The following is a 16,470-nucleotide window of genomic DNA, read 5'->3' on the forward strand; positions in this document are numbered from 1 at the left end:
GTCCGAGGGGCAGCCAGCCGGGCGGGAGCCGCCGGAAATCACAGCGCGGTCTCGGGAAGGCCCTTCCCGCCTCCGTACATTGGACAGGTGTGGAGGCCATGCCCGAACCCGCATCCGGAGCCGTTCATCCCGACCTGAGGACGGGGGAGCCCTCGCCCTGGCTGCGGCGGATCCTCCGGGGCCTGTTGGGACAGGAGCGGCGCTTCTGGGTGCTGGTGGTGGGCGTGGGCCTCATCTCCGGCCTGGGCGCGGTGGCGCTGCTCGCCGTGCTGCGCTTCACCCAGCACCTGTTCTGGCAGACGAGCTCCGAGCACTTCCTGGAGGGGGCGCTCGCGTCGCCGGGCTGGCGCCGGTTCCTGGTGCCGGTGCTGGGCGGCGCGCTGGTGACGCTGGTGTCGCTGGTGGTGGGCCAGCCCCTGCGAGGCCACGGCACCGCGGGCATCATCGAATCCATCTGGGTGAAGTCCGGCCGGCTGCCCTTCCCTCGCGCATTGTTGCGCGGCTTCGTGTCCATCCTCGCGGTGGCGCTGGGGGCGCCTCTGGGCCGCGAGGGCGCGCTCCTCCAGACGGGCGCGGCCAGCGGGTCCGCACTGTCCGGGTGGCTGAGGCTGGGGCCGGGCCAGGCGCGCGTGCTGGTGGCGTGCGGTGCTTCGGCGGGCATCGCGTCCGCGTACAACGTCCCCATCGGCGCGGCCCTCTTCGGCCTGGAGGTCCTGCTGGGCAGCTTCGCGCTGGAGCTCTTCGGTCCCATCGTCGTGTCGTGCGTGGTGGCGACGCTCGTGTCGCGCACCCTCATCGCGGACCACCCCAGCTACGTCATCCCCCACTACGCCCTCACCCACCCGCGTGAACTGGTGCTGGCGCTGCTGCTCGGCGTGCTCGTGGGTGGGGCCTCCGCGCTCTACGTGCGCGGCATCAACTTCACGTCGGACCTGTTGGACAGGCTGCCGTCGTGGCTCACCCCGTTCATGCCGCTGGTCGCCATGACGGTGGTGGGCGCCACCGCCATCGCCGGGCCGTACCTCATGGGCAACGGCTACGACTCCGTGAACATGGCGCTGCACGGGACGCTGCCCCTCACGCTGCTGCTCATCCTGCCCCTGGCGAAGCTGGCGGTGACGTCGCTGTGCGCGGGCGCGGGGGTGCCGGGCGGGCTCTTCACCCCTTCCCTCTTCTTCGGCGCGCTCCTGGGCGGCGCGTTCGGGATGCTGGTGGAGCGGGCGCTTCCGGGTGGCGCGGCGCCCAGCGGGGCCTACGCACTGCTCGGCATGGGCGCGGTGCTCGCGGGCACCACGCATGCGTCCGTGTCCGCGGTGCTGATGATCTTCGAGATGACCGGCGACTACGACCTCATCCTCCCGCTGATGCTCGCCGCGGTGGTGGCCGCCGTCGTCAGCCGCCGGCTTGAGCCGGAGTCGCTCTACACGTCCGTGCTCGCGAAGCGCGACGTGCGTGTGCCCGCCTCCGTGCCGCACTGGCTGCGCGAGGAAGGTGTGCGCTCGCTGCTGTCACCGGCCACGCAGCGGGTGCCTCCCTCCGCGCCCTTCAACGAGGTGGTGGTGCTGCTGCTGGAGCAGCCCGCGGGCGCGGACCTCTACGTCACCGACGCGGAGGGGCGCCTGCTGGGCGTCATCACCCTGGACGCGCTCAAGGGCCACCTGCCGGACCACTCGCTGCTCCAGGCCACCGTGGCCGCGGACGTGATGGACACCGGGGTGCAGCCCATCACCCCGGACCTGTCCCTGGCGGAGGTGGCCGCGCGGTTCGGCCACACGGAGTTGGATCGGCTGCCCGTGGTGGACGGACGCCGGCACCTGCTGGGTTCGCTCTCCAAGGGCGACCTGCTCAAGCGGGGGCGCTTCTAGATGGAGCTGGAGCCCCGCACGCGAGCGTGGAGCATCGTCGCGATGAGCCTGCTGTGCGTCGTGCTGGCGTGGGTGCTGCTGCGCACGCCACCGCACCCCGGTCAGCGCCTGGAGCCAACGGAACCCACGGAAGAACCCACCCGGGGCAATCCCTACCGGGGCTGGCCGCTCTTCCAGGGTTGGCCCATGCCGCAGCCCCCGGACACGCCTCCGTCACACGACACGAAGCCGTCCGACGCGCCCCGGCAACGTTGAAGGCCCACCGTCCGCTCGCACTGGGGGGACGGTCCAGGGCGGGCAACCAGGCGGGCTGTGCGTGAAGCGCTTGCATGCGGGAGGGCCGGGAGGAAGATGGCCGCCGCCGTGGATGCCACTCCGTTCAACTTCGTCGCCATCGTGCTGTGCGTCTCCATTGGAGCGGGCCTGCTGGGTTCGCTGCTCGGCCTGGGCGGTGGCCTCATCCTCATCCCCGTCCTCACGCTCGTGCTCAAGGTGGACATCCGCTACGCGGTGGGCGCCTCCATCGTGTCCGTCATCGCCACGTCCAGCGGCGCGGCGGCGGCGTACGTGCGCGACGGTCTGGCCAACATGCGCGTGGCCATGTTCCTGGAGCTGGCCACCGTGGCGGGCGCCGTCACGGGCGCGATGCTCGCGGGCGCGGTGGGTGGCCGCGCGCTGTACTTCCTCTTCGGCGCGGTGATGGCCTATTCGGCGCTCGCGATGCTGCGCAAGCTGCGCGAGGACGGCAGACCCCGGGAAGAGCCGCCGCCGGATGCCCTCGCGGACCGGCTCGCGCTGCACGGCAGCTACTACGACATGTCCACCGGCGGCGAGGTGGCGTACCGCGTGCACCGGCCGCTCATGGGCCTGGGGCTCATGTACATCGCGGGCACGGTGAGCGGGCTCTTGGGCATCGGCTCCGGCGCGCTGAAGGTGCCGGCCATGGACCTGGCGATGGGGCTGCCCATCAAGGTCTCCACCGCCACCAGCAACTTCATGATTGGCGTCACGGCGGCGGCCAGCGCGGGCATCTACTTCGCGCGCGGCGACATCGACCCGTTCATCGCCGGCCCCGTCTGCGTGGGCGTCACGCTGGGCGCGTTCGCGGGCTCGCGCTACCTCACGAAGCTCAAGAGCGGCTCCCTGCGCAGGCTCTTCGTGGCCGTGCTGCTGTGGGTGTCCTACGAGATGCTGTCCAAGGGAATCCACGGATGAGCTTGGAATCCGCCGAACGTCCGTCTCCTCGGGAGACGGCCGCCACCACCACCGCCGTCACGGAGCAGGAGGTGGTGCCGCTCACGCCGGAGCTGCTCATCAGCCAGCTGTTGCGCGGCGGCGTGCTGCTCAGCCTGTCGCTCGTCGTGTGCGGCATGGTGATGACCTTCTTCCGGCACCCGGACTACTTCTCGTCCTCGGACGCGCTCCAGCGCCTCACCTCGCCGGACGACGCGCCGCACCAGCTGACGGACGTCTTCGAGGGTGTCATGGCCGTGCGCGGCCAGTCCTTCGTGATGGCGGGGCTCCTGGTGATGATCACCGTGCCCGTGCTGCGCGTGGCCCTGTCCCTGGGCATCTTCCGCGCGCAGAGGGACCGCGCCTTCGCCGCCATCACCACCGGCGTGCTCGCGCTGCTCCTGATCGCCTTCCTCCTGGGCGGTGTGGAGTAGTCCACTCAGCAGTCCACCCGTTCGTCACATCCCCACGGGCGCGAAACGCACTACAACGCGCGCCCATGGCCGAACGCGATCTGCCCCTCCTCCTCGTGCGCCACGCCGTGGCCGAGGACTCCCACGCCCTGGGCGACGAGGCCCGTGCCCTCACTCCCCAGGGCCGCGCCGCCTTCCGTCAGCACGCGAAGAAGCTCACGCGCCTCACGCCGCTCATGGGCGTCATCACCAGCCCCCTGGTGCGCGCGGTGCAGACCGCGGAGCTGCTCGCGGACGCGCTCGGCCTGTCCCACGTGGAGGTCCACCCCGCGCTCGTCCCCATGAAGGGCGCGGCCCGCCACGTGCTCAAGCTGGCGCGCGACGTGGGCCCGGGCTGGGCGCTGGTGGGACACAATCCCTCGCTGGAGCGCGCCGCCGCGCTCGCGCTGGGTCATGCCCTGCCGGACAAGCTCCGCAAGGGCTGCGCGGTCGCCCTGCGGCCCGAAGGGGGCGAATTCACCCTGCAGTGGATGGCGGCGCCGGGGCGTTCCCTGCGGCGCCCGTGATCACCCTCGCGGGTTTGGAAAGATGCGGTTTCCCCGTACGGGGGCTTGCGAAGCACCCCCGTCGCATGCAGGAGTACACGCTCCGTCAGGATGTTCGTGCTCCAGCGAGACATGCGTTTTTCCCAGGCCACAGCCCTCGCGGTTCCCGGCGCCGGACACGGCCTGGAGCACGCGCGCGCGTCGGTCGTGGCACGCGTGAGCAGCCTGCTGAAGCTGCTGCTGATGGCACTGGTCGTCATCGGACTCGGGGTCCTGCCCGGGGTGATGGCGCCTTCGAAGCCCTTCACGCCCATCGTCCCGATGAGCCAGGGGCAGGCCAACCAGGGCCCCTTCGAGGAAGACCACCACCGTGCCGACGTTGGCATCAAGGTCTTCGCGGAGAAGCACCGCCGTTCGGGCGGCCTGTTCATCGAACCGGTCCCCACCGGATGCGGCCTGGCCGCGTTCCTCGCCTCGCTCCAGCCCGCGTTGCGCGGCGTGGCCCCCGTGGCCCCGCCTGACGCTCCGGATGAGCCAGGCATCACGCTGCGCCGCAAACAACTGCCGCGCCGCAGTGGCCTGGACGAAGCAGCCGCCGTCTGACGTCCGCCGACCCCCGCGCCTCAAGCCCATGAGCCGCGCGGCGTGGACGCCGCCATGCGGGGGGTGCCCAACAGAAAGAATGGCGGCGGCCACGGCGCGGATGCGCTGGACCGCACGCCGAAGGTGGCCTCGCGCAACCCGGGCGAGGACAAGCGGCGCGGACGGCCCCGTCCCCCTTCTCCCCGGGGCCCGTCCGCGCCCGTCGTATTTCGCGCACACCTTCCCGTGACGGACGTGACGCACTTGTTGCCGGCGCGTCACGTAGGCGCGAAGCGATGCGCGCACAGTACGTGCCCGCCATGTCCCACGTACTCATCGTCGACGACGAGCGCGACCTAGCGGAGCTCATCGACTTCAACCTGCGCGGCGCGGGCTTCACCACCCGCGTGGCCTTCACCGGGGAGGCGGCGCTCACCGCCGCGCGGGAGCAGACCCCGGACGTGGTGCTGCTGGACCTGATGCTGCCGGACCTGTCCGGCATCGAGGTCTGCCGCCACCTGCGCGCCAACCCCCGCCTGCGTGACGTGCTCATCGTCATGCTCACCGCGAAGAGCGAGGAGGCGGACCGCATCCGAGGCTTCGAGGTCGGCGCGGACGACTACGTCGTCAAGCCCTTCTCCGTGCGCGAGCTGGTGCTCCGGCTCAAGGCCATCCTCCGGCGCGCGTCCTCGCCCCAGGAGGGCAACCCGCCCCTGGCGCTGGGCCCCCTGCGCCTGGACGTCACCCAGCACCGCTTCTTCGTGGAGGAGAAGGAGACGCCCCTCACCGCGCTGGAGTTCCGCCTGCTGGAGTACCTCATGGCCCGGCTGGGCCGGGTGCAGACCCGCGAACAGTTGCTGGAGCAGGTCTGGGGACTGTCCAGCGCGCTGGAGACGCGCACCATCGACACGCACGTGATGCGCCTGCGCGACAAGCTGGGCCCTGCCCGCGCCCTCCTGGAGACGGTGCGCGGTGTGGGCTATCGCATCGTGGACCCGGCAGCCGGGTAACCAGGGGCCCGCTACCGTTACCCATTTGTCACGCAAGGGCCGTCAAACGGCCACATCGGGTCCATAGATCGTCACGTGGCCTCGACACCCTTCGGGGAGGAGACACCTCATGAAGAAGACTCTGCTCTCAAGCTTCGTCGCCTTCGGGCTCGCCGTCCTCCCGCTGACCGCCCAGGCAGGCACGGTGACGGTGAAGGGCTCGGACACCATGGTCATCCTCGCCCAGCGCTGGGCGGAGGCGTTCATGAAGAAGAACCCCGCCACGAAGATTCAAGTGACGGGCGGCGGCTCCGGCACGGGCCTGGCGGCCCTGCAGAACGGCACCACCGACATCGCCATGTCCAGCCGGGAGATCAAGGAGGCGGAAGCCGCGAAGATCCGCGCCCGCAACAACACGCCGCCCACCGCGCTGTCCGTGGCCAGGGACGGCGTCACCTTCTACGTCAACGACACCAACAAGGTGGAGGCGCTCTCGGCGGAGCAGCTCAAGGCCATCTACCTGGGCGACACGACGAACTGGAAGGACGTGGGCGGGCAGGACGCCCCCATCGTCCCGTACTCGCGTGAGAACTCCTCCGGCACCTACGTCTTCGTGAAGGACCACGTGCTGGGCGGCGAGGACTTCGCCCCGGAGGCGCAGACGCTCCCCGGCACGGCCGCGGTGGTCAACGCGGTGGCCAAGGAGAAGAACGGCATCGGCTACGGCGGCGCCGCCTACGGCAAGGGCATCAAGGAGCTGAAGGTGAAGAAGGGCAACGAGACCTTCGCCCCTAGCGCGGAGAACGTGAAGAGCGGCAAGTACCCGCTGTCGCGCGACCTGTTCTTCTACCTGGGCAAGGCGCCCGCGGGCGAGGTGAAGGCGTTCATCGACTTCGCGCTGTCCGCCGAGGGCCAGGCCATCGTCACCCAGGTCGGCTACTTCCCTGTGAAGTAGTTGGCGTCACGCGATTGTCACCCGGCGCGGGGTTCCCATGTTGGATAGACAGGCCGTCATGCAGGAGCAGGACCTCGCGCCCCCAGTGGCGCTGCCCATGCTGTCGCCCGCGGCACGCCGGCGCCAGCTGAAGGAGAAGGCCATCGCCGGCCTCATCACGGCGGTGGCCTTCACGGGCATCGCCGCGCTGGTGCTCATCCTCGTCTTCGTGGCGAAGGAGGCCCTGACGCTCGTGACCGACGCGGCGGCGCGCGAGGAGGCCAGCTTCTCCAAGATGTTCCTCCCGCAGATGGTGCGGAAGGGAAAGCCCCTGGGCTACGTGTGGCAGCCGGTGTCCAACGTGCCCAAGGTCAGCATGATTCCGCTCTTCATTGGCACGCTGAAGACGACGGCCGTGTCCATGCTGGTGGCCGTGCCCCTGGGCATCTTCGGCGCGCTGTTCGCCGCGGAGTTCGCCCCGCGCCGCCTGCGTGAGGTGCTCAAGCCCACCATCGAGCTGCTCGCCGGCATCCCGTCCGTGGTGCTGGGCTTCTTCGCCCTGATGGTCATGGCCTCCTTCCTCCAGGAGGCGTTCGGCTTCACGTCCCGGCTCAATGCCGTGGTGGCGGGGCTGGGCCTGGCGCTGGCCATCGTGCCGGTCATCTTCACGGTGACGGAGGACGCGCTCACCGCCGTGCCGCGCAGCTACCGGGAGGCGTCCCTGGCGCTGGGCGCCACGCCCTGGGAGACCGCGTGGAAGGTGGTGCTCCCGGCGGCGGCCCCCGGCATCCTCGCCGCGTGCGTGCTGGGCTTCGGGCGCGCCATCGGTGAGACGATGATCGTCCTCATGGCCTCCGGCAACGCGGCCATCGTGTCCTGGAACCTGGGCGACTCCGTGCGCTCGCTGTCCGCCACCATCGCCGCGGAGATGGGCGAGGTGGTGGTGGGCAGCCCGCACTACGCGCTGCTCTTCTTCATTGGCGTGGAGCTGTTCATCTTCACCTTCGTGCTGAACATGCTCGCGGGGGTGTGGACGAAGAAGGTCATCCAGCGGCTCAAGGGAGGTGCGGGGTGAAGCACGCCACACGCAAGGTCGTGGGCCTGTCGCTCGTGTCCCTCACGGGGCTGGCCGCGTTTGTCATGGTGGCGATGCTCGCCCTCATCCTCCTGGACGTCGTCCGGGGCGGCTGGAGCCACCTGTCCTGGCAGTTCCTCTCCCAGGCGCCCACGGACGGGATGATGGGCGGCGGCATCTTCCCCGCCCTCTTCGGCACCGCGGCGCTCACGCTGCTCATGACCCTGGCGGTGATGCCGGTGGGTGTCCTGACAGCGGTGTACCTGCACGAGTACGCACCGCCCTCCAGCTTCCTGGCCCGCGCGGTGCGCGTGGCGGTGGCGAACCTGGCGGGCGTGCCGTCCATCGTGTTCGGCCTCTTCGGCCTGGGCTTCTTCATCCTCTTCGTGGGCAAGGGCCTGGACCACGCGCTGGGCTACGAGGAGCTGCACTGGGCCCAGCCGGGCATCCTCTGGGCGTCGCTCACGCTGGCGGTGCTCACCCTGCCCGTCGTCATCGTCTCCACGGAAGAGGCGCTGCGCGCCGTGCCTCAGGAGCAGCGCACCGCGAGCCTCGCGCTGGGGGCCACCCAGTCGCAGACGCTGGCGCGGGTGGTGCTGCCAGGCGCGCTGCCGGGCATCCTCACCGGCGCGGTGCTGGCCGTCTCCCGTGGCGCGGGGGAAGTGGCCCCCATCCTCTTCACCGGCGCGGCGTACTTCCTGCCGGACCTGCCCACGAGCCTGAACTCGCAGTTCATGCACCTGGGCTACCACACCTACGTGCTGGCCACGCAGTCGCCGGACGTGGAGGCCACCCGCCCGCTGCTGTACGCGACGGTGCTGGTGCTGCTGCTGCTCACCTTCGCCCTGAACCTCGTCGCGGTCCTCATCCGCACGCGCACGCGCCGCAAGGCCGCGGCCGGCCACTGACGCTCATCCCATGCCCCTCTCCTCCGCCACGCCGCGCAACAAGATGGAAGCCCGCGAGCTCACCCTGCGCTACGGCAGCAAGGTGGCCATCAAGCAGGTGAGCCTGGCCATCCTCGAGCACAAGGTGACGGCGCTCATCGGCCCGTCCGGCTGCGGCAAGTCCACCTTCCTGCGCTCGCTCAACCGGATGAACGACCTCATCCCGGGCGCGAACCACGACGGCAGCGTGTTCCTGGACGGCCGCAGCATCCACGACCGCGCCCTGGACGTGGTGGACCTGCGCCGTCGCGTGGGCATGGTGTTCCAGAAGTCCAACCCCTTCCCCAAGTCCATCTTCGAGAACGTCGCCTATGGCCTGCGCGTGGGCGGCCTCAAGGACAAGGCGAAGCTGGCCGCCCGGGTGGAGAAGTCCCTGCGCGGCGCGGCGCTGTGGGACGAGGTGAAGGACCGGATGGAGGAAAGCGCCCTGGGCCTGTCCGGCGGTCAACAGCAGCGCCTGTGCATCGCGCGCGCGCTGGCGGTGGAGCCGGAGGTGCTGCTGATGGACGAGCCCGCGTCCGCGTTGGATCCCATCGCCACGGCGAAGATCGAGGAGCTCATCCACGAGCTCAAGGCCACGTACACCATCGCCATCGTGACCCACAACATGCAACAGGCCGCGCGCGTGAGCGACCGGACGGCTTTCTTCTACATGGGGGAATTGGTGGAGTGCGGTCCCACGGAGCAGATCTTCACCAACCCCCACGAGAAGCGCACGGAGGACTACGTCACCGGGAAGTTCGGCTGAAGCCCTCCCGCGCGACGGAACAGGACGACATGGCGGCCACGCACACCGACAAGGCATTCGAGCAGGACCTGCGCAACCTGCGCGAGAAGCTGCTCGCCATGGGGGCCAAGGTGGAGGCCCTCATCTCCCAGAGCACCCGCGCCCTCACCGACCGCGACTCGGCGCTGGCGGAGCAGGTGGTAGGGGCGGACCGCGAAGTGAACCGGCTGGAGGTCGACATCGACGACCTGTGCCGCCGCATCCTCGCGCTGCGCCAGCCGGCCGCCTCGGATTTGCGCCTCATCACCACGGCGCTGAAGATCGTCACCGACCTGGAGCGCATTGGCGACCTGGCGGTGAACATCGCCGAGCGCGCCATGGACCTGAACCAGGCGCCGCCGCTGGCGCCGTACGTGGACACGCCGAAGCTGGCGGAGCTGGCGCAACAGCAGGTGAAGAAGGCCCTGGACGCGTTTGTGTCCGGGGACGCGGCCAAGGCGGAGGACGTCCTCAAGGGTGACGACCTGCTGGATGCCCTCTTCCTTAAAATCTTCAACGAGCTCCTGGCGTACATGATGGAGGACTCGCGCAACATCCGCCGGGCCACGGCGTTGATGTTCATCGCGAAGCACCTGGAGCGCATTGGCGACCACGCGCTCAACGTGGCGGAGATGGTCATCTACATGGTGCGCGGCAAGGACGTGCGCCACCCGCGAAGCCGCGACCTGGAGTAGGCGGCTTCACCGGCGTGTCACGGCGAGTTGGCCGTCCCGCCGCCCCGCCGCCCCGGTCCCGCCTTGTGGGACCTCTAGGGTGGCGACATGCTCATCGCCTCCAGCCTCCTCCTGGCCGCGTCCGCAGTGGGCCTCCTGGCCCTCCTCCTCCAGGCGCTGTTCGTGCGCCGCCACCGCCGCGCCGTCCCCGCTGGCCCCACGCACAAGCCCGGCCTGTCCATCCTCAAGCCGCTGTGCGGCGTGGATGACGACCTGGAAGCCAACCTCGCTCAGTTCGCGCGGCTGCCCTACCCCCACTACGAAGTGCTGCTGGGTGTGAAGGACACGCGCGACCCGGCCTGGGCGGTGGCGCGGGCGGCGCAGGCGAAGTGGCCCCACGTCATGCGCGTGGTGCTCCAGGAGGGCGAGCCCGGCCTCAACCCCAAGGTGAACCAGCTGGTGACGCTGTCGTCCGAGGCCCGGTTCGACCTGTGGGTGGTGAGCGACAGCAACACCCGCGTGGGGGACGGCTACCTGGAGGAGATCGCCGCCGCCTTCGAGGACCCCACGGTGGGCTGCGTGACGCACCCGGTGGCGGGGGTGGGTGAGAAGAGCTTCGGTTCGCTCCTGGACAACCTGCACCTGTCCTCCAGCGCGGCGGCGGGGATGATCGCCGCGAAGCACGTGGCGGACCGCGACATCGTGGTGGGCAAGTCCATGGCGCTGCGCCGCGAGGACGTGGAGTCGCTGGGCGGCTTCTTCTCCGTGAAGGACGTGCTGGCGGAGGACTACGTCATTGGCCAGTGGGTGACGCGCAAGCTGGGCAAGCGCGTGGTGCTGGCGCACGCCCCTGTCTTCAACGTGTCCCTGCGCAAGAGCGTGGACGCCTTCTTCCAGCGCTACCTGCGCTGGAGCGTCATCCACCGCACAGCGGTATCGCCCTCGACGTACATGGCGCAGGCGCTCCTCAACCCGGTTCCGCTCGCGGTGCTGGGTGCGTTGATCCACCCGTCCGCGCTCACGGGCCTGGCGGCGCTGGCGGTGGCGCTGGGCAAGGTCTGGGTGGACGTGGCGGTGTTCCGCTCGCTGCGGCCCCAGCCGGTTTCCTTGCGCGCGGTGCCCGCGGTGCTGGTGAAGGACGCGCTGCTCTTCGCCGCATGGTGGCACGGCGCGTTCAGGCGCACGGTGGACTGGCGCGGCACGCGGTTGCGCGTGGTGTCAGGCACGCGCCTGGTGCCGATGCGTGCTCGTGGCACTCCCGCGACGGAGTGGATCCCCAGCAACGGGGTGGGGTGAACGACGCTGGCCCAACTTTTGACGAACCTTCGTACAGCAACCCTCGCCGCTCGAAGAGTCGATGCCTATCTCCTTCAACATGCCCTCCCTGAAGCTGGCGCATCTTTCGGATCTTCACCTGGACATGAGCCGCGAGAGCGATGCATCCGCGTCCTCATTGGTGAAGGCCCTGACGGCGCAGGAGGTGGATCACGTGGTGGTGACGGGAGACCTCACGCACCGCGGCTCCCACGCCGAGTTCCAGCGCTTCCGTGAACACTTCTCTCCCTGGATGGAGACCGGACGCCTCACCTTCATCCCCGGCAACCATGACCGGCCCGGCGAGGATGTGGGCAGCGCCTTCATGGAGGGACGCAAGGTCCACACGGTGGAGAAGGCGGGCCTCTTCCTGGTCTGCGTGGACTCCACCGGTGAGCACAACCGCAACTATTTCCACAGCCACGGCGAACTGACGGAAGGCGTCGTGGAGGAAGTGGACCGCGCGCTGGTGCAGGCGCCGAAGGACACGCTGGTCGCGGTGCTGCTGCACCACCACGTGATGCCGCTGCCGCTGGAGAGCTTCCCGGAGTGGGTCGCCACGAAGTTCGGGCTGCCCCACGCGTCGGAGCTCGCGTTGGGAAGCCGACTGCTGGAGCGCGTGGGCGGCAGGGCGGACCTGGTGCTGCACGGCCACCGGCACATCCCCAGCGAAGCGGACCTGGGCACCCCGGGCGAGCGCTCCTTGCGCATCTACAACTCGGGCAGCAGCACGGACCTGGGCCGCTTCCGCGTCTTCAGCCACATGGCCGGCCAGCTGGTGGGTGAGCCCGCGTGGTGCCAGGCGTCGGAGCCCGCGAAGCCGCGCACGGCGGTCCACAACGTCAGGCCCGCCCTCCAGTACCTGGTGGGACAGCTGGGCATGGCGCTGTTCTAGGGCCTGCCCGGCTGCCTGCTGGAGGCTGTCCCTGAGTACAAGTGCCGCGAATGCCAGCGGGGCCCCGGAAGGTTCTCCTCAAGTCAGGAGGATGCTTGGGGCGACTCGCGCTGGATGATGGGGCTCGGAAGGTCCTGGTCGTGGACGACGACGCGGACTGGAGGGAGTTCCTCCGGGTGAGCCTGGAGGACCTCGGCTATGAGACCACCGAGGCAGCGGACGGACAGGAGGCGCTCGACTCGCTGCGGCGGGGCGAGCGCTTCGGCGTCATGCTGCTGGACCTGAACATGCCAGGGATGAGCGGCCTGGAGGTGGTGGAGAAGCTGCCACGCGCGTCCACCAACCCGCGCATCGTCTTCCTCACCTCCGCGGCTGCGCAGGATGTGGGCAGCGCACTCATGTCCGGTCCCCACTACTACCTGCCCAAGGGAGCGAGTCGCGACCAATTGTCGCTCCTCCTGCAATCGCTGGGGGTGTAGGACTGGAGGCGTCACCCGCCTCCAAGAGGCGGGGTGGGTCCAGCCGGGAGGTCCGCCATCGTCACGGAGCTCGTCATCATCCTCTTGCTGGTCCTGGCCAATGGCGTCTTCGCGGGCGCCGAGCTGGGCCTGCTGTCCGTGCGCAAGACGCGGCTGAAGGAGCTCCTGGAGCAGGGCAGCAAGTCCGCGAAGGCGGTGGCCGCGCTGCGGGATGATCCGGAGCGGCTGCTCGCCACGGTGCAGATTGGCATCACGGTGATTGGCTCCACGGCGGCGGCCTTCGGCGGCGCGAGCATCGCGCAGCGGCTGGCGGGGGTGCTGGCGGGGCTGGGCGTGCCGGAGGCCACGGCGAGCCAGGTCGCGTTCGCGCTGGTGGTCGCGCTGGTGTCGTACCTGTCGCTGGTGCTGGGGGAGCTGGTGCCCAAGTCCCTGGCGCTGCGCTACTCCGAACAGTACGCGCTGACGCTGGGCCGGCCGCTCAAGGCGTTGTCGTGGGTGATGCGGCCCCTGGTGTGGTTCCTCACCGCGAGCTCCAACGTGGTGCTGAAGCTCTTCGGGGACAAGACGAACTTCTCCGAGTCGCGCCTGTCGCCGGACGAGCTGATGCAGCTGGTGGAGGAGGCGTCGAAGCAGGGCACGTTGGATCCGCGCGCGGGGGAGATTGCGTCGCGGGCCTTCGAGCTGGGGGATTTGACGCTGGGCGAGGTGATGGTGACGCGCGAGCACATCGTCGCGCTGCGCCGGCACTCGAGCAACGAGGAGATCCGCCAGGTGCTGCTGGAGCACGGGCACTCGCGGATGCCGGTGTACGAGGGCACCATCGACAACGTGGTGGGCTACATCGTGGCCAAGGACCTCCTTGGCGTGGCCTGGGAGGGGAACCTCATCGTCCTGGAGGACGTGCTGCGCCCGCCGCTGTTCCTGGTGGAGTCCATGCGCGCCATCGCGGCGATGAAGGAGCTGCAGCGCCGGCGGATGCAGCTGGCGGTGGTGGTGGATGAGCACGGCGGCGTGGTGGGGCTGGTGACGGTGGAGGACCTGGTGGAGGAGCTCGTGGGGGACATCCTCAGCGAGTCCGAGACGCCGGAGGTGCTGGTGCGGCGCGAGGGTCCCACCCTCGCGGTGGTGCAGGGCGAGGCGAGCCTGCGCGAGGTGAATCGCGCGCTGGGGCTGGAGCTGGAGGAGAGCGAGGACTACTCCACCGTCGCGGGTCTGTGCATCGCGCTCGCGGGAGGCGCCATCCCGGAGCCGGGCACGAAGCTGACCATGCCGGACGGCACGGTGCTGGAGGTGGTGGAGGCGTCGCCGCGCCGAGTGCGCGAGGTGCGCTTCCACCTGCCGGAGCAGCCCGTGCAGTCGGAGGCGTGACAGCGGTCCCTCCCCTTCGTGTGAATCCGGACGGGTGCCCTGGGGTGCCGTTGGTGATGCCGCACCGGGCACCTATATGCCCGGGAGGGGCACCCCGGCCCTGGGGAGGCGCGCGCAGCGGATGCAGTCCTCAGCCCCACGCATCGCGTTCGTCATCGAGACGACGCTCGGCAACGCGGTGTTCCTGGACAACCTCAAGCGGGCCATGGGGCGTCGCACCGACATCACGCCGGTGTGGCTGCCCATCGACGAACACGCGGATGACCTCTGGGAGTACCTGCCCATGGTGCGCTCGCGGCTGTCGATGCGCGGAGGGCTGCGGGCCCGCGTCGCGCTGAACCAGGCCTCCTCGCGGGAGCCGGTGCGGGCCGCGGTGGTGCACACGCAGCGGCTGGCGCACCTGTCGCACGACTTCATGCGCCGCGTGCCGAGCGTCATCTCCACGGACGCGACGCCCAGCGGGCTGGAGGAATACCTGCGCTACTACGGCCTGCGCACGCAGCACGCGGGCTGGCTGGGCCGGGCGAAGAACGTGCTGCACCGGCGCACGTACGCCATCGCGAAGGGGATGCTGTCCTTCTCGGAGTACACCAAGCGCTCGCTGGTGGAGGAGTACGGCGTGCCCGGCGCGAGCGTGCACGTCGTGTGGCCCAGCGTGGACACGACGCTGTGGCGCCCCGCGCCGGAGAAGAAGCCCCGGGACGGCGTGGTGCGGCTGCTCTTCGTGGGAGGCGACCTGGGGCGCAAGGGCGGCCAGCTGCTCTTGCGCTGGGCGCGGGAGACGCGGCGGAGGAACTGGCGGTTGGACCTGGTGACGACCACGCCCTTCGAGGCGCCGCCGGGGGTGCGCGTCCACGTGGGCGTACAGCCGAACTCGCCGGAGCTGATTGGCCTGGCGCAGGCGGCGGACCTCTTCGTGTTGCCGACGATGGCGGACATGTCGTCCTGGGCCATCGCGGAGGCGAAGGCCGCGGGCCTGGCGGTGGTGTCCACGCCCGCGGGCGGCGTGGGCGAGCTGGTGCGCGACGGCGTGGACGGGCGCATCGTGCCGGCGGGGGACTACACTGCGCTGGCGCACATGTTGGACGCGCTGGTGCAGCGCCCGGCTACACTGGAGGCCATGGGACTGGAGGCCCGCCGCATGGCCGAGGCGCACATGGACCTGGACACGACGTGTTCGCGGATGCTCGCGTTCATCCGTCAGGTGACGGGCGTCTGAGCGGGACATGCGTTCGCGTCATCCCGCCCTGGAGCATGTCCACCAGCAGGCCCGGGGCGGCCCCATGGATCGCCAGCTCCGGGTCACCCTGCACTTCCATCCGGATGTCCTCTTCGAGGGAGACGGCATCCTGACCGCGATGCGGCGGGACGGCCGGTACCGCTCCCAGTTCGAGACGCGCACGAGCAACGGCGGGCTCACGGCGTTTCCCGACGGAGCCCGCTGGCGTTGGGAGAGCCGTCTGTTCAATGGCTTCCATGATGCGCGCCACGGCAGCGAGCGCCCCAAGTACGGCTCGCTGAACTTCCGCGGCGATGCCCATGGAGGTTCGCCGCGCTTCGGCTCCAGCTACTTCCGGCTGACGGAGGCAGCGCTGGACCGCTCCAGCTTCTGCTTCCCGGACAGCGTCTTCGAGCCCACGTGCTTCGGGACCTCCGAGCGGATGGCGCTGGTTGGCCTGGCGGAGGCCACGCCCTTCGAGGATCCGCTGGACTGGTACGTCGAGGCCCACGTCCATGGAGACCTCCGGATTCCGGAGGACATCGAGGCCCTGGTGCTCGACCCCAGCTACCAGGGAACCTCCGTCGAGGATGAAGCTCTCGCGTTGGGCGTCCGCGTGGAATGGCATCCGGGCTATGCCCTCACGCTGAGCGAGCTGCGGCCTCACGCGAGCTACCGGGGTGACGACATCCTCCGGCTCGCGGAGCAGCTCGCGGACGATGAACGCCTCACGCCGTTCATCCTGGGCCGGGCACGCGCGGACGCGTCGGTGGAGCCCCATTCCCTCAAGAAGGTCTGGCATTGCCTGGCCCGCTTCGGACGGACCTGGGAAGGGCCCAAAAGCAAAGGCCCGGAATCCCTGGGATTTCCCCAGTGATTCCGGGCCCTTACATCTGCGCGCGATGCAGGATTCGAACCTGCGGCCTTTGGCTCCGGAGGCCAACGCTCTATCCAGCTGAGCTAATCGCGCAGAACCACTTTCCGGTGTCGGAGGAGTAACCGAAGTCCCCAGACGACGCAAGCACGCAATCCTGACATGCCATGGACTAGACCCGGGGACATGAACCGCGCTCCCCTGCTATCCGCTTGTCTCCTCGCCGCCTGCCTGGCCTGCACGGAGTCACCCCGGACGCCCGCGGCGTCCCCTGCCCCGAGCCCGACCATGCCCACCC

At 69.9% G+C, this 16,470-nt stretch carries 18 protein-coding genes and 1 tRNA gene; 18 read left to right on the forward strand and 1 reads right to left on the reverse strand.

Annotation, left to right across the window (positions count from 1 at the left end; translation table 11 throughout):
* Positions 1 to 98: 98 nt before the first annotated feature.
* From D7Y21_RS18890 to D7Y21_RS18975, 18 genes are all read left to right on the forward strand, one after another.
* Complete coding sequence (locus tag D7Y21_RS18890) at positions 99 to 1,865, forward strand: chloride channel protein (RefSeq protein ID WP_120567763.1); 1,767 nt, start codon at positions 99 to 101, stop codon at positions 1,863 to 1,865.
* Positions 1,866 to 2,120 carry a hypothetical protein gene (locus D7Y21_RS18895; protein ID WP_120567742.1) on the forward strand — a complete coding sequence of 85 codons (255 nt, stop codon included), beginning with the start codon at positions 1,866 to 1,868 and terminating at the stop codon, positions 2,118 to 2,120. It begins immediately after the preceding gene.
* A gap of 96 nt (positions 2,121 to 2,216) precedes the next feature.
* Positions 2,217 to 3,080 carry a sulfite exporter TauE/SafE family protein gene (locus D7Y21_RS18900; RefSeq protein ID WP_120567743.1) on the forward strand — a complete coding sequence of 288 codons (864 nt, stop codon included), beginning with the start codon at positions 2,217 to 2,219 and terminating at the stop codon, positions 3,078 to 3,080.
* Positions 3,077 to 3,532 carry a DUF1634 domain-containing protein gene (locus D7Y21_RS18905; protein ID WP_120567744.1) on the forward strand — a complete coding sequence of 152 codons (456 nt, stop codon included), beginning with the start codon at positions 3,077 to 3,079 and terminating at the stop codon, positions 3,530 to 3,532. Before D7Y21_RS18900 ends, D7Y21_RS18905 begins: the two co-directional genes overlap by 4 nt.
* Positions 3,533 to 3,597: 65 nt before the next feature.
* The gene (locus D7Y21_RS18910; protein ID WP_120567745.1) at positions 3,598 to 4,077 is read left to right on the forward strand and encodes a histidine phosphatase family protein; all 480 of its coding nucleotides are present in this window, start codon (positions 3,598 to 3,600) and stop codon (positions 4,075 to 4,077) included.
* A gap of 195 nt (positions 4,078 to 4,272) precedes the next feature.
* A complete protein-coding gene (locus D7Y21_RS18915; protein ID WP_147469323.1) occupies positions 4,273 to 4,659 on the forward strand; it encodes a hypothetical protein in 387 nt (128 codons plus the stop codon).
* A gap of 299 nt (positions 4,660 to 4,958) precedes the next feature.
* Entirely contained in the window at positions 4,959 to 5,648 is a 690-nt protein-coding gene (locus D7Y21_RS18920; protein WP_120567764.1) for a response regulator, read from the forward strand.
* Positions 5,649 to 5,757: 109 nt separating this feature from the next.
* Positions 5,758 to 6,582, forward strand: a complete 825-nt coding sequence (locus tag D7Y21_RS18925; protein ID WP_120567747.1) for a phosphate ABC transporter substrate-binding protein — start codon at positions 5,758 to 5,760, stop codon at positions 6,580 to 6,582.
* A gap of 58 nt (positions 6,583 to 6,640) precedes the next feature.
* The gene (gene pstC, locus D7Y21_RS18930) at positions 6,641 to 7,636 is read left to right on the forward strand and encodes a phosphate ABC transporter permease subunit PstC (RefSeq protein WP_199724659.1); all 996 of its coding nucleotides are present in this window, start codon (positions 6,641 to 6,643) and stop codon (positions 7,634 to 7,636) included.
* Positions 7,633 to 8,544 carry a phosphate ABC transporter permease PstA gene (gene pstA, locus D7Y21_RS18935; protein WP_120567748.1) on the forward strand — a complete coding sequence of 304 codons (912 nt, stop codon included), beginning with the start codon at positions 7,633 to 7,635 and terminating at the stop codon, positions 8,542 to 8,544. The genes pstC and pstA overlap by 4 nt, the downstream gene beginning before the upstream one ends.
* 43 nt (positions 8,545 to 8,587) lie before the next feature.
* On the forward strand, positions 8,588 to 9,331 hold the full coding sequence (gene pstB / locus D7Y21_RS18940) for a phosphate ABC transporter ATP-binding protein PstB (RefSeq protein ID WP_233592040.1): 744 nt from the start codon (positions 8,588 to 8,590) through the stop codon (positions 9,329 to 9,331).
* 29 nt (positions 9,332 to 9,360) lie between these two features.
* Positions 9,361 to 10,044, forward strand: coding sequence for a phosphate signaling complex protein PhoU (gene phoU / locus D7Y21_RS18945; protein ID WP_120567750.1), 684 nt, complete (start codon positions 9,361 to 9,363; stop codon positions 10,042 to 10,044).
* 87 nt (positions 10,045 to 10,131) lie between these two features.
* Entirely contained in the window at positions 10,132 to 11,319 is a 1,188-nt protein-coding gene (locus tag D7Y21_RS18950) for a ceramide glucosyltransferase (RefSeq protein ID WP_121714828.1), read from the forward strand.
* 61 nt (positions 11,320 to 11,380) lie between these two features.
* Positions 11,381 to 12,232, forward strand: a complete 852-nt coding sequence (locus tag D7Y21_RS18955; protein WP_120567752.1) for a metallophosphoesterase — start codon at positions 11,381 to 11,383, stop codon at positions 12,230 to 12,232.
* Between the two features lie 95 nt (positions 12,233 to 12,327).
* The gene (locus D7Y21_RS18960; protein WP_120567753.1) at positions 12,328 to 12,711 is read left to right on the forward strand and encodes a response regulator; all 384 of its coding nucleotides are present in this window, start codon (positions 12,328 to 12,330) and stop codon (positions 12,709 to 12,711) included.
* A gap of 84 nt (positions 12,712 to 12,795) precedes the next feature.
* Positions 12,796 to 14,079 carry a hemolysin family protein gene (locus D7Y21_RS18965; protein ID WP_120567766.1) on the forward strand — a complete coding sequence of 428 codons (1,284 nt, stop codon included), beginning with the start codon at positions 12,796 to 12,798 and terminating at the stop codon, positions 14,077 to 14,079.
* A gap of 121 nt (positions 14,080 to 14,200) precedes the next feature.
* Positions 14,201 to 15,298 (forward strand): glycosyltransferase family 4 protein, encoded by a 1,098-nt coding sequence (locus D7Y21_RS18970; RefSeq protein ID WP_120567754.1) that lies wholly within the window; start codon positions 14,201 to 14,203, stop codon positions 15,296 to 15,298.
* Between the two features lie 7 nt (positions 15,299 to 15,305).
* Positions 15,306 to 16,175 carry a DUF3626 domain-containing protein gene (locus D7Y21_RS18975; protein WP_121714829.1) on the forward strand — a complete coding sequence of 290 codons (870 nt, stop codon included), beginning with the start codon at positions 15,306 to 15,308 and terminating at the stop codon, positions 16,173 to 16,175.
* A gap of 19 nt (positions 16,176 to 16,194) precedes the next feature.
* Here D7Y21_RS18975 and D7Y21_RS18980 read toward each other — a convergent pair.
* Positions 16,195 to 16,268, reverse strand: a tRNA-Arg gene (locus tag D7Y21_RS18980).
* Positions 16,269 to 16,470: the final 202 nt, after the last annotated feature.

The sequence above is a fragment of the Corallococcus sp. AB045 genome (assembly GCF_003668895.1).
Taxonomy (GTDB): Bacteria; Myxococcota; Myxococcia; order Myxococcales; family Myxococcaceae; genus Corallococcus; species Corallococcus coralloides.

Excerpts from the sequence above, each read along its gene's own strand:
- D7Y21_RS18890 (WP_120567763.1), top strand. The coding sequence starts at position 99 with ATGCCCGAACCCGCATCCGGAGCCGTTCATCCCGACCTGAGGACGGGG.
- D7Y21_RS18895 (WP_120567742.1), top strand. The coding sequence starts at position 1,866 with ATGGAGCTGGAGCCCCGCACGCGAGCGTGGAGCATCGTCGCGATGAGC.
- D7Y21_RS18900 (WP_120567743.1), top strand. The coding sequence starts at position 2,217 with ATGGCCGCCGCCGTGGATGCCACTCCGTTCAACTTCGTCGCCATCGTG.
- D7Y21_RS18905 (WP_120567744.1), top strand. The coding sequence starts at position 3,077 with ATGAGCTTGGAATCCGCCGAACGTCCGTCTCCTCGGGAGACGGCCGCC.
- D7Y21_RS18910 (WP_120567745.1), top strand. The coding sequence starts at position 3,598 with ATGGCCGAACGCGATCTGCCCCTCCTCCTCGTGCGCCACGCCGTGGCC.
- D7Y21_RS18920 (WP_120567764.1), top strand. The coding sequence starts at position 4,959 with ATGTCCCACGTACTCATCGTCGACGACGAGCGCGACCTAGCGGAGCTC.
- D7Y21_RS18925 (WP_120567747.1), top strand. The coding sequence starts at position 5,758 with ATGAAGAAGACTCTGCTCTCAAGCTTCGTCGCCTTCGGGCTCGCCGTC.
- pstC (WP_199724659.1), top strand. The coding sequence starts at position 6,641 with ATGCAGGAGCAGGACCTCGCGCCCCCAGTGGCGCTGCCCATGCTGTCG.
- pstB (WP_233592040.1), top strand. The coding sequence starts at position 8,588 with ATGGAAGCCCGCGAGCTCACCCTGCGCTACGGCAGCAAGGTGGCCATC.
- phoU (WP_120567750.1), top strand. The coding sequence starts at position 9,361 with ATGGCGGCCACGCACACCGACAAGGCATTCGAGCAGGACCTGCGCAAC.
- D7Y21_RS18950 (WP_121714828.1), top strand. The coding sequence starts at position 10,132 with ATGCTCATCGCCTCCAGCCTCCTCCTGGCCGCGTCCGCAGTGGGCCTC.
- D7Y21_RS18955 (WP_120567752.1), top strand. The coding sequence starts at position 11,381 with ATGCCTATCTCCTTCAACATGCCCTCCCTGAAGCTGGCGCATCTTTCG.
- D7Y21_RS18970 (WP_120567754.1), top strand. The coding sequence starts at position 14,201 with ATGCAGTCCTCAGCCCCACGCATCGCGTTCGTCATCGAGACGACGCTC.
- D7Y21_RS18975 (WP_121714829.1), top strand. The coding sequence starts at position 15,306 with ATGCGTTCGCGTCATCCCGCCCTGGAGCATGTCCACCAGCAGGCCCGG.